Genomic DNA, 12,012 nt, shown 5'->3' on the forward strand with positions numbered 1-12,012 from the left:
GTATTTTTCTTAATAAGTCTATTAAAAAGTCGTTTTTTTGTTTACTTTTTTTGTAATTTAGAGGATTAAAAAATTTGTTTTGGATATCAAAAATTTTATAAAAAAATTAGGCTTTCTTCCCAAAGAAAATACTTCGAAAATATTTTATAAAAAATATAATGAATATCCTATTGAAATAGATTTTGAGAAAAATCAATTTAATTTTGGTGGTAAAATAACTTTTGGAGATTCTAACAAAACAATACAAAATATTGTTAAACCAGAAGACTGGGTTGTTTTAGAATGTATAGATAGACTTTTAGAAAAAGGGTATAAACCAAAAGATATTGTTTTAGAAAAGGTATACCCTTCAGGTCGTGGACATTCTGGACGTTTAGATATTTTAGTTAAAAAAGAAAGAAAAGCTTTTTTAATGATTGAATGTAAAACCTTTGGCAAAGAGTATAAGAAAGAACTTCTAAATATTCATAAAAAAGGAGGACAGCTTTTTGCTTATTTTCAAAACGATACAAATGCAGAATATTTAGTTTTATACACATCAACTTTATTAGAAGCTAAAATTATTTTTAAAAATGAGATTATAAAAATTGAAGATAATTATAGAACTGCTGGTAATGTTGAAGATGTTTTTGTTAGGTGGAATAAAGTTACCCACCAAAATGGAATTTTTGAAAACTGGGTAGAACCTTATCACTTTCAAAATAAATTATTAACAAAAAATGAACTAAAACCATTAAATCAAGAAGACAGTGGTTTTATTTTTCACGAATTTTTATCCATTCTAAGAAAACATTCCGTTTCTGATAAACCGAACGCGTTTAATAAAATTTTCAATTTATTTTTAGCAAAAATTTATGATGAGAAGAAAAGACCTAATGATGAATTAGATTTTCAATGGAGAGAAAAAACCGATACAGCTGTTGATTTTCAGATTAGATTGATAAACCTTTATAAAGAAGGTATGAAAGCCTTTTTAGAAAAAGAAGTTGCAGGAATTAATGATGATGATTTTCAGTTTTTTCCACCAGAAAAAATAGCAGCTCAAAAGAAAAAATGGTTAATGTTTAACAACGTCTTTGCAATTAAAGAAGTTATAGACAATGAATCTTTTGATGATAATCAAAGAGTTTTAAAAGAAGTTGTAGAGCTTTTACATAAATATCAAATAAGATATCCAAGAAGACAACAACATTTAAGCGATTTTTTTGAGCGTTTGTTAACCACAGGTTTAAAACAAGAAGTTGGGCAATATTTTACACCTCCACCCATTACAAAGTTTATTATAAAATCTTTACCAGTTGAAAAAGAAATAAAAAAAGCATTAGACAATCCCATAGCAGAATTACCAGCAGTAATTGATTACGCAGTTGGTAGTGGGCATTTTATAACAGAAATGTTAGAAGAATATCAAACAGTTATAGATAGTTTAGAAACAAAAGATTTTTATCCAGAAGTTGTAAAAAAAGTTAAAACTTGGGTTGAAGACAAATACAATTGGGCATCTAAATATGTTTATGGTGTAGATAAAGATTACAGATTGGTAAAAGTAGCCAAAGTTGGTTGTTATTTTTATGGAGATGGTTTAGCACAAATAATTCACGGAGATGGTTTAGACAATTTTGCAACATCAAAAAACTACAGAGGTTTATTAAAACAAAAAGAAAATAAACCAGATAATGGAAAATTTTCTTTTGTAATTTCAAATCCACCTTATTCTGTGTCTTCTTTTAAAGCAGATTTAAAAAACACCAATGCTGAGAATGATTTTGAACTGTACAAATACTTAACTGATAGAAGCTCAGAAATAGAATGTTTGTTTATAGAACGTACTAAACAACTTTTAAAAGAAGGAGGTCTTGCAAGTTTAGTGTTGCCAAGCTCTATTTTAAGTAATTCAGGTATTTATGCAAAAGCTAGAGAAATTATTTTAAAAGATTTTAATATTGTAGCTATTACAGAGTTAGGTTCTGGTACGTTCATGGCAACAGGTACAAATACAGTAGTATTATTTTTAAAACGAAGAAAAACTTCTTTTGCTACAGATATTAAAGAGAAAGTAAATACAGCTTTTTTAAATGCTAAAGATGTTACTGTAAACAGTGTAGAAACTCCAATTACAAAATATATAAACCATACTTGGGAAAATATTTCTTTTGAAGATTATAAAACGCTTTTAAAAAATGAGCCAAACGAGGCTATAAAACAACACGTTATTTATAAAGAATACCAAAAGAAAATAAAAAGTAAAAACGAAACCGATAAAAGCAATAAAATTTTACAATTAGAAAAAGAAAAATGCTTTTATTTTATACTAGGTTTTAACCAAAAAGTAGTTTTAGTAAAAACAGGCAATAAAAAAGAGGAAAAACAATTTTTAGGTTATGAGTTTTCTAATAGAAGAGGTTCTGAAGGCATGCACCCCATACAAAGAGGTAAAAGTATAGACGATTGCACACGTTTATTTGCAAATAAAGACAACCCAGAAAAAGCAAATTATTATATTAAAAAAGCATTTACAGAAAACAACTTTAATTTAGAAATACCAGAAAGCTTACAAAAAAATATTTCTTATCAAAACTTAAATGATTTATTAACTTTCGATAGAGCAGATTTTGATAAAAGTATTTCGCTTTCTGTTAAAAAAAAAGTCAAAAGTAAATGGAAGCTTTTAAAACTGGGGGATATTTGTGATGTACGTGATGGAACACATGAAAGTCCACAATATGTTACAGAAGGATTTCCTCTTATTACTTCAAAGAATTTAATTAATGGATCTATTGATTTTTCTAATGTAAATAAGATTTCTAAAAAAGATTTTGATGATATAAATAGACGGTCTCTTGTTGAAAAAGGAGACATTTTATATGCTATGATTGGGACAATTGGCTTTCCTACAATAGTTACAACAGATGATAAATTTGCAATAAAGAATGTTGCATTATTTAAGTTTGATAAAACAGGTCGATTAAATAATACATATTTAAAAGAAGTTTTAAAATTTCATATCGTTAAAAGTCAAGTCGATTATGAGAGCAAAGGAAGTAATCGAAAGTTTGTTTCTTTAACTATCTTAAGAAATTTAAAAATTCCACTACCACCAAAAGAAATTCAAGAAAAAATAGTTTCTGAAATAGAAGATTTAGAAGGAATAGAAAATTTTAGTATTCAAAAAATTGAAACTTTAAAAAGTGAAATAATTTATTTGTTTGAAAACTCTTTACCAGATAATAATGAGATTTTAAGATTAAGCAATTCAGATATTTTTGAAGTTTCTATTGGAAAAAGATTGTTAAAAAGAGAAATTTTAGAAGAAGGAGAAGTACAAGTTTTTAGTGCCAATGTATTTGAACCTTTTGGGTATGTAAATAAATATCTGATAAAAGATTTTTCTAAACCATCAATTCTTTGGGGTATTGATGGAGATTGGATGGTAAATTATATAAAAGAAAATGTACCTTTTTACCCAACAGATCATTGTGGTGTTTTAAGAATAAAAGATAACACCAAAGTAAATGAACGTTTTATAACTTATTTTTTAAGAAAAGAAGGTTTTAAACAAGAGTTTTCGAGAACTAAAAGAGCTTCAATTGGTAAAATACAAGGAATTAAATTATCACTCCCAACAATAAAAGAACAAGAAAAAATAGTTTCAGAAATAGAAAAAATAGAAAGTAAAATTGCTGTTTTAGAAAAAGAAATTACAGCTATTCCAAAACAAAAAGAAGCTATTTTAAAAAAATATTTATAACAAAAAATCCCGCTTTTGGCGGGATTTTTTGTTAATAGTTATCTAACCTCAAAAGTAATAGGTATGCTATAACTTACACCAACAGCCATTCCTCTTTGTTTACCAGGTGTCATTTTTGGCAAAGCACTAATAATATTGCTTACTTCTTTTTCTAAAACTGGGTGAGGTCCTCTTGTTTTAACATTTACCACTTTTCCTTTATTATTAATAGTAAAAACAACATATAATCTTTTTTTACCAGGATTTAAACCTAACTTTTCAGCCAAGCCAATATCAAATTTTTTACCAAAAAATTCGGTAACTTTTTTTGTAAAACATGCCTTTAATTTGTTGTTATCTCCTGTACATCCTGGATATACAGGAACGTTTTCTATTAAAATAAAAGGAATATCTTCTACGACTTCTTCTACCTCTTCAATTTCAACAATATCATTAGTATCTACTACTACACCTTCATTTTCATCGGTTTCTGTAGATTCTATTAATGTTTCTTCAACCTTTAAATCGTCTTCTACTACCTTTATTTTTTCTACAATAGGAGGAGGCGTTTTTTGTGGAGGTGGTTTTATTTCTTCAATTTGAATAATAGGAATATCTTCTTTCATATCATCTGTCATATTAACTTGTCCTAAACCTTTTAAATCATTTTTTTCAAAAGTTTTATGTTCTATTAACATATATATAACAAACAAAGAGAGTGCCAACCCTATTTGCATAAAAATTTTACTGTAATTTTCTAACTGTAATCTCGGATATTTTTTAGTTTCCATCTTCTAACCCTTTTAAGTTCATAAAAATTGGCTATCAATAGATAGTCATAAAATAAAATGAAGAGAAATAAGGGCTCTCATCAAGTTTATTTCTTGATATAAAAGTAGTAAGTAAATGAGAATTAAAATATGATTTTCATCATACTTTATCATGCACTTTGGTATGGTTATTATTGTTCCAAAGTGTTAGTATATCTGTTGCTACACTTGCTCCACTGCCAGCAGCAATAGCAAATTGACTTCGCAAACCAGCAATGGTTCCACAACAATACAACCCTTCTTTTATAAGATAATTGTTATTTTTAAGCTGAACTCTATCTTTATCAGGATTGGCTTTTTGATGTGGCTCTAAAAAATCTTCCAAGCCTCTTATAGTAAAAGGCTTCGAATAATTTAATGCTAGAATTACAATTTTAGAAAAGTATTCATTTTTATTGGTAACAACTTTAAAACCGTTTGTACCATTAGTTACAGAAAGTACTTTTTCATTTTCTATTTGATGTACTTCAGGATATAAAGATGTCAACTGTTTTTTTCCATCAGTTAAAATATCTTTGCCAAGTGTTTTTGGCGATAAACCCAATACATTATTAAATAATGCATTTTGTAAATGAGAGGTTCTTTGATGCATAATTACTCCAACCTTTTTATTTGAGGCAAAAGGTTTGATTAAAGCAGAACCTAAAACTAAGGCACACTGCATACCAGAAACGCCACCACCAATAATTAGACAATCGAAATTCATATTAAACAAATAGCTCTTTGATATTTGTAGCAAATAACTTTACAGAAATTGCTAATAGTATAACACCAAAAACTTTTCTAATAATTTGTATTCCATTAGGTCCTAAAATACGTTCTATTTTAGAAGATGTTTTTAAAACAATGTAAAGAAAAATTACATTTAAAATAACAGCTATTATAATATTTTCTATATGAAACTCTGCTCGTAAAGAAAGTAAAGTTGTTAAACTTCCAGGACCTGCAATTAAAGGAAAAGCTAATGGAAAAACAGAAGCAGTAATTGCATTTATATCTCCATCGTCTTTATAAAGTGTAATGCCAAGAATCATTTCTAAAGCAATAAAAAACAAAATAAAAGAACCAGCAACAGCAAAAGAATTTACATCTATACCAATTAAACTTAACAAACTTTGTCCTAAAAAAAGAAAAAGAATCATAATAAAACCAGCAATTATAGATGCTTTTCCAGATTGTATATGACCTGCTTTTTTTCTTAAATCTATAATAATAGGGATGTTTCCAATAATATCTATTACTGCAAATAACACCATAAAAGCAGTAAAAATTTCTTTAAAAATAAAATTCATAGTACATTTAATTTTTTGCAAAATTAGTTAACTAATTTTATGAAAACAGAAAAAAAATGAAAAATATTCGCTTATTTTTGCGATATGTTTCAACTAGGAAAAACCATTGTATCAGAAGATATAATCGAAAAAGATTTTGTTTGCAATTTGTCTGCTTGTAAAGGTGCTTGCTGTGTAGATGGTGAGGCTGGTGCACCATTAGACAAAGAAGAAACAAAAATATTAGAAGAAATTTATCCGAAGGTAAAACCTTTTTTACGCAAAGAAGGAATTGAAGTTATAGAAAAAGAAGGCACTTGGGTAACAAGTGAGTGGGACGAATTGGAAACACCTTTAATTAACGGAAAAGATTGTGCTTACGTAATTTTTGACGAAAAAAACACAGCTCTTTGTGGTATAGAAGAAGCTTATAATTCTGGAGCAATAGATTGGAAAAAACCAGTTTCTTGTCATTTATATCCAGTAAGAGTAAAAGATTATAGAGAGTTTGCTGCTGTAAATTATCATAAATGGGAAATTTGTGATGATGCTTGTTCTCTTGGAAAAGAATTACAAGTACCTATTTACAAGTTTGTAAAACAAGCGTTAATTAGAAAGTTTGGAGAAGATTGGTATGTAGAGCTAGAAAAAGTGGCAGAAAAGCACTTGGGTTGATTTTTTTAGGCTTTTTTTCTTTTAAAAAACCAACCTAAAAAAATGAGAAAGACTGTAGCTGCTAACACATATAAATATACAGAAGTATTACTAGTAACTACTGGTGTATTACTTCCATAAACTACAAAACCAGCCCAGAAATAGGGTGCAGAAAGTTTATTATCAATATTTTTGTTTCTAAAAGTTAGTTTAGCATTTTTTAAAGCTGCTGATTTTGTTTGTCCTGCTTTTAGGTTTTTATAAAAAAGAACCATAATTTCTTCTGTAGAAGCATCTGGAACTTGCCACAAACTAACCACTGTTGCAGGAACTCCAGCAAACGTAAAAGCTCTTTGAAAAGATTCTAAACTACCATTTTTTTCTTTACCAGTTCCAGTATTACAAGCACTTAAAATAGCTAATTCTGCATGCAAACTTAACCCATATAATTCTTCTAAATACAAATGATCTTCTTCGTTTTCTAAGTTAGTGCTAAATAATAAGCGACTCAGTTCTGGGTAATCTTTATTTACTTCTGCGTGCATTGCCAAATGTAAAATTTTACCTTTCGTAGCAGTTTTAATAAATTCTGATTTTGTTAAACTTTCGTCATTAAAAAGCTTAGAAGGAAATAGTTTGCTAATACTTTTAGCCTCATTACTTGCGCCTTTTAGTAAAGATGGTTTATTTCTTACATTAGACTCATTTATTATATTAGAATAACGAGGTGAATAAATATGAATATTTTCTGACGCTTTATATTTATTAGGTTTGTAGTTTACAAATCCTAAATTAGAGGTGTAGCTAAAATCATAAAGTTCTGTGGCAAATTTTCCTTTGACCTGTAAAATTTCAAAAGGAAGTTTAAATAAAACTCCATCTGGATTTATAATTAAATGTGTTGTTTTCGGATTTAATTCTGGTATTAAAAGGTTTCCTAATTCAGTTCCTATATTAGAATTGGCTTTTCTTTTTTCTGTTTTGTAGATAAATTCACTTAATTTTTGTTTTTCTTTATAAGACCATGGAATTAAATGAGTTTTAAAACTAGTTTTAGAAATTTGATAAATAGCAATTTCATCTTCTAATAAAATGTACTTTAAAATTTCATCTTTATAAGTCAACTCTTTTTGTAGTTTTTCTATAGAAAATTCAAAATTACTTAGTAATTCTAATTGAGGAAATTGTTTTTTCTTATAAGATTCGTGTATTTGAATAAGTCTTTGAATAGAGTCTTTTTTTGATACGTTGTTTGTAATTTTTGCTTTACTTAAAAGAGCAGCCAAAGTTATATTTCGTGCTTTAACAGAATCTAATTTTGGTAATATATTGGTATAACGACTTTCGTAAAATTTTTTCCAAGCCAATTGATTTTTAAAAATTTCGAACTTATTTAAAATTGTTTTTTGTGGAAAAGAACGATCTATATAACCCGTTTTTCTCGAATTTAAAATGCCTTTAATAATTTTACGAAGTTGTTGGTTTTGTTTTTTGTTAAAATTGATGTTTAGATAACTATTTTCAAATTGCTGTAATGCCAAATAATAAAGCTTACCTATTTGTTTTTGAACAATAGTATCTTTAGGATAATAATTATGCAGCTCTTCATTTATTCTTAGCAACAACTGTGAATGGTTGTAGCTTTTGCTGGGTTTAAAATTACGATAATTGGTATGTAAAGTATCTTTTCCTTGATGAATTTTTTGAATCGATTTATCAAAATAGAATAAAGCACTATCCTTTTGGTTTTTCTTTGCTTTTATCAACGCTTTTTGGGCATAAAAAAAAGGGAGCCTACCATCTGTTTTAGAAATACCATGAAACAAATTGGTCATAGTGCTATCGGCTTTTTCTAATAAATTACCTTTTGTATAGGCTTTTGCAATGTTGTATTTAATAGCCCAAAGTGTACCTGGGTATTTTTTGTTTTGGACTAAATTATGAGATTTCAATAAATATTTTAAACCTAATTGTATGTCTTTTTTTGTTGTTAAAGAATCGTGTTTGTAAGAAACAAACCAATCTCCAACATGATTTAATGCTGTGCTATAATAAATACGTTCTTCTTTATGAAAATCTGGTTTTTGATGCATTTTCTCTAAATCATTCATTGTATTTATCATCGATAAACTATCATTAGATTTTTTAGATAAATTCCAAAGCATGTATATTTTTCTGTACTTTAAAATAACCCCCATTCTGTGGTTATTTCCATTAAGTTTCCAAGTGTTTTTATCGATTTCGATTTTATTTTTTGCGTAAACATCCTCTGCTAAACGTATATAATGTCTGGCTTTTTCAAAATTACCATAATAAGCGTTTTCTGTAGATAATAAAAGATAAGCTCCCATTAATCCACCAGGGTTTGGATTGGGTAGTTTTTCTAATAATTTAAGCGATTTTAAAATGCTTTTATAGCTTTTCATAACAGCTCCTAGTTCACTTTCTAAATATGCTTTTGTGTTATATAGTGCAGCTTTTAGACTATCTCCAGTTTGTGTATTTGGACAGTATGCTATTCCTTTATTTAATGAAGATAAATTTTTAATATTCTTCTTTTTTTTATGTAAAGCTCTATATTTATATAGATATAGTTTAGCAAAAAGCAAACTATCTTTGGCGTTTTTTGCTTGTAAATACTCTAATGTTTTCTCAGATAAAGAAATAACGCTATCTATTTTTTTTAAATGATAGAGATTTTCTAATTGTTTAATGATGTTATTTGATTTTTCTGACTGAGCAAATGACAATGAGATAGAATTGAACACTAAATGAATGAATAGAAAACAGAAAAGTATTTTTGATTTTAAGTTCATTTCATTTTTATTTACGTCAAAGAAAAAAAGACTAATTCAATGATTTGATTAGCTCATTAACTGCTGAATTTTTAAAGGTTCTTTTATTTTTAAGCTGCTGCAAGTATTTTAATGCAGCATCAGTATCATTTAATTTTATAGATATCAAAGCCAAATACCAAAGGCTTTCTGTTTGCCATTGTTCGTTTTTAGTAACTTGAGAAAATAAGGTTTTTGCTTTTTTAAACTCTTTTAATTGTAAGTACGAATTTGCTTTGTAAAAAGTGATTGTTTCAACATCAATAGTATCTAAAGCTGTTAATTGATTAAAACCTTCAATAGCTTTTTTATATGCTCCTTGCTCATAAAAACTAAAAACTTTTGCTTTTTTACTTAAGTTTATTTGATCTCTAACAATAGGTTCTATGACATTTTCGTAAGGAGCATAGTATTTACTGTATAACTCGTCATTAGAAAGAGATTGGTTGCCAAAAATAAAATACCCAGACAAACCAATTATGGTTATTATAGCAGCTGCAATTCGCCAATTAAATTTCTTTTTAGAAGTATTCAAAGACTTTTCTATAGCACGTAAATATGCTTTCTGATGCTTTCTTTCTTCAGCTGTAATTGCCTTTTTTAGATGTTTATCAAACTCTTTATCTTCCATGAGTTAGTTGTTAATCTTTTCTTTTAATTGTTTAATACACCTCGATTTCTGACTTTTTACCACATTTTTATCTTTGTAATTTAATTTATCAGAAATTTCATCAATGGTAAAACCTCTGTAGTAAAATAGCCTTAAAACTTCTTTACACTTTTTACCAAGAGAAGCAAAACCTTTTTGAAGCAAAAGCTCTAACCTATTAGGCTTTTCTTCAAAAAAACCTTCTGCAATACTTTTGTAATTATAATCTTCTTTTTCTAAGGGAAAATCTGCAACTTTTTTATGGTTTTTTCTTGCTTTTTCAAACAAGATATATTTGCCAATGCCAAACAAATAGGTTTTAACAGAACAGTTTAAGCAGTCTATTTCTCCTTTCGTAGCTTTTTCTGATAAAGCTATAATTGCATCTTGATAAGCATCAACAATATCATTTTCTGAAACTTTAAACTTCCGAGCAAAGTTGATAAAAGAATCTCTATTTTCTATGTAAACCATTTTAAGCGCTTCTCTATCAGATTTTTTTAAAAGTAAGATAAGTTGTTGTTCGCTCATTAATGTTTTTAATAGTAAAAGGTTAACAAAAATTAAAAATAAATAAAAAAACGTTAACCTTTTGGTTTTAGAATCATTAAAGAAAAAATACTTTAAAGATGTCTCTAAAAACTAACCACAAAACATTCTTAGCATTTCTTGTTTTATCAATATGTTTTACGAATACTTCTAATGCTCAATTTTGGAAAAAGCTAAAGAAAAAAGTGCAACAAAAAGGCGAAAATAAAATAGACAAAGAAGCTGATAAAGTAATTGACAGCACTTTAAATGGCAAGAAAAAAGAAAAATCCATACCTAAAAAGGTAGATAGAAAGAAGGATTATGGAGATTTTTCAATTTCTCACACCACTAAATTTGGTAGTGTTTCTATAGATGAATTAGGAAGAACAAAAATTAGTAAAGAAGGAAATAGTTTTCAAATATCTGGTTCTTGGTGGTCTCACAGTGCAGATATTCATGATGGATACGTATTGGTTTTAAAAAACGGAATAAGTGTAGAAGAAATTAACAAAAAAGGAACATTTTTAATTCCTTCTGAAGCTACTTTAAAACTAAGTTATGACCCTTTATTACCTAACAAAGTAAAATCTAAAAATGGTTTTGTAAGAGCAGTAACTAAAGATTATCAAACATATTCGCTAACCAAAGGAGAGGTAACTATTAACATTCAAAAAAACAAAAAAGTTGATTTTAGTTTTAATGGAGAAGCAGAAATAGTTACAGCTGTTGTAGAAAACCAAGATGGGAGTTATACCAAAACCAAAGCAAACACAATGGTTTTAGGAAATTTTACAACTATAGAACCAGAGTTTTTAATAACTAAAACTGTAAGAGATAAAAAGAAATCTCAAAACAATACAGCTATAACAGAAAGTGATAAAAATTTCTTGAAAAAGAAATTATCACCAACCGTAAACATACCAAGTTCTTTTTCTTTTAACAAAAGTATTGAGGTAGAAATTACAGATAACAGAGGAGAAAAATACCCCATGGAATTTCTTCTAGGTAACTATCCAGATATTTATGGAATATCTGTAGCTTCTAAAGAAATGCAAGGTCAAGGAAATGTTACAATGGTAATGACACCAAAATCATCAACGGCTTTTATGGATGTTGCAGGTATGAAAGTGAAGAGAAGTACTTCTTTAAAGCAAATGGGAAATCAATATAATATGAATGATAAATTACTTGATGGAGCAGATTTTGAATACAAAAAAACAGGAAAAACAAAAACCATTTTAGGATATAACTGCGAAGAATACAAAGTAGATTATAATTACACCAATGCAAAAGGCTCTGCAAGTTTTTGGGTTTCTAAAGAATTTCCAATACAAAATATTGAAATGCCTTTATTGGGTATGAAATTAAACAACCCTTATTTACAAGGTTTTGTTTTAGAATTAAACTCTAAACACGATGGTCAGAATTGGGTAATTCAAGTAAAAAAAGTATCTGATAAAAATGTAAACATTAATACATCAGAGTATAAAAAAATGGGATTTTAAAAAATAAAAAT

Annotated in this window: 9 protein-coding genes; 3 read left to right on the forward strand and 6 right to left on the reverse strand. The window is 27.6% G+C overall.

Features of this window, described 5'->3' with window-relative positions; genetic code table 11:
* The first annotated feature begins 79 nt into the window (after positions 1-79).
* Positions 80-3,748 (forward strand): N-6 DNA methylase, encoded by a 3,669-nt coding sequence (locus ACY2RW_RS01305; RefSeq protein ID WP_490120878.1) that lies wholly within the window; start codon positions 80-82, stop codon positions 3,746-3,748.
* 38 nt (positions 3,749-3,786) lie between these two features.
* Here the strand turns inward: ACY2RW_RS01305 and ACY2RW_RS01310 are convergent, their stop codons facing one another.
* From ACY2RW_RS01310 to ACY2RW_RS01320, 3 genes are all read right to left on the reverse strand, one after another.
* The gene (locus tag ACY2RW_RS01310) at positions 3,787-4,518 is read right to left on the reverse strand and encodes an energy transducer TonB (protein WP_490120879.1); all 732 of its coding nucleotides are present in this window, start codon (positions 4,516-4,518) and stop codon (positions 3,787-3,789) included.
* 139 nt (positions 4,519-4,657) lie between these two features.
* Positions 4,658-5,263 carry an NAD(P)/FAD-dependent oxidoreductase gene (locus ACY2RW_RS01315; RefSeq protein ID WP_490120880.1) on the reverse strand — a complete coding sequence of 202 codons (606 nt, stop codon included), beginning with the start codon at positions 5,261-5,263 and terminating at the stop codon, positions 4,658-4,660.
* A 1-nt stretch (position 5,264) separates the two neighbouring features.
* The gene (locus ACY2RW_RS01320; RefSeq protein WP_490120881.1) at positions 5,265-5,849 is read right to left on the reverse strand and encodes a MarC family protein; all 585 of its coding nucleotides are present in this window, start codon (positions 5,847-5,849) and stop codon (positions 5,265-5,267) included.
* 84 nt (positions 5,850-5,933) lie between these two features.
* Here ACY2RW_RS01320 and ACY2RW_RS01325 point away from each other — a divergent pair, with 84 nt between their 5' ends.
* Entirely contained in the window at positions 5,934-6,503 is a 570-nt protein-coding gene (locus tag ACY2RW_RS01325) for a DUF3109 family protein (RefSeq protein ID WP_490120882.1), read from the forward strand.
* A gap of 5 nt (positions 6,504-6,508) precedes the next feature.
* Here ACY2RW_RS01325 and ACY2RW_RS01330 read toward each other — a convergent pair whose 3' ends face one another.
* From ACY2RW_RS01330 to ACY2RW_RS01340, 3 genes are read right to left on the reverse strand one after another with little or no spacing between them, the layout of a single operon-like run.
* Positions 6,509-9,298 carry a CHAT domain-containing protein gene (locus tag ACY2RW_RS01330; RefSeq protein ID WP_490120883.1) on the reverse strand — a complete coding sequence of 930 codons (2,790 nt, stop codon included), beginning with the start codon at positions 9,296-9,298 and terminating at the stop codon, positions 6,509-6,511.
* A 31-nt stretch (positions 9,299-9,329) separates the two neighbouring features.
* On the reverse strand, positions 9,330-9,947 hold the full coding sequence (locus ACY2RW_RS01335; protein ID WP_490120884.1) for a tetratricopeptide repeat protein: 618 nt from the start codon (positions 9,945-9,947) through the stop codon (positions 9,330-9,332).
* A gap of 3 nt (positions 9,948-9,950) precedes the next feature.
* On the reverse strand, positions 9,951-10,496 hold the full coding sequence (locus ACY2RW_RS01340; protein ID WP_490120885.1) for an RNA polymerase sigma factor: 546 nt from the start codon (positions 10,494-10,496) through the stop codon (positions 9,951-9,953).
* A gap of 98 nt (positions 10,497-10,594) precedes the next feature.
* On the opposite strand from ACY2RW_RS01340, the gene ACY2RW_RS01345 reads away from it, so the two are divergent.
* A complete protein-coding gene (locus ACY2RW_RS01345) occupies positions 10,595-12,001 on the forward strand; it encodes a hypothetical protein (protein ID WP_490120886.1) in 1,407 nt (468 codons plus the stop codon).
* The last annotated feature ends 11 nt before the right edge of the window (positions 12,002-12,012 follow it).

Source organism: Polaribacter sp. 2305UL8-11 (genome assembly GCF_058147165.1).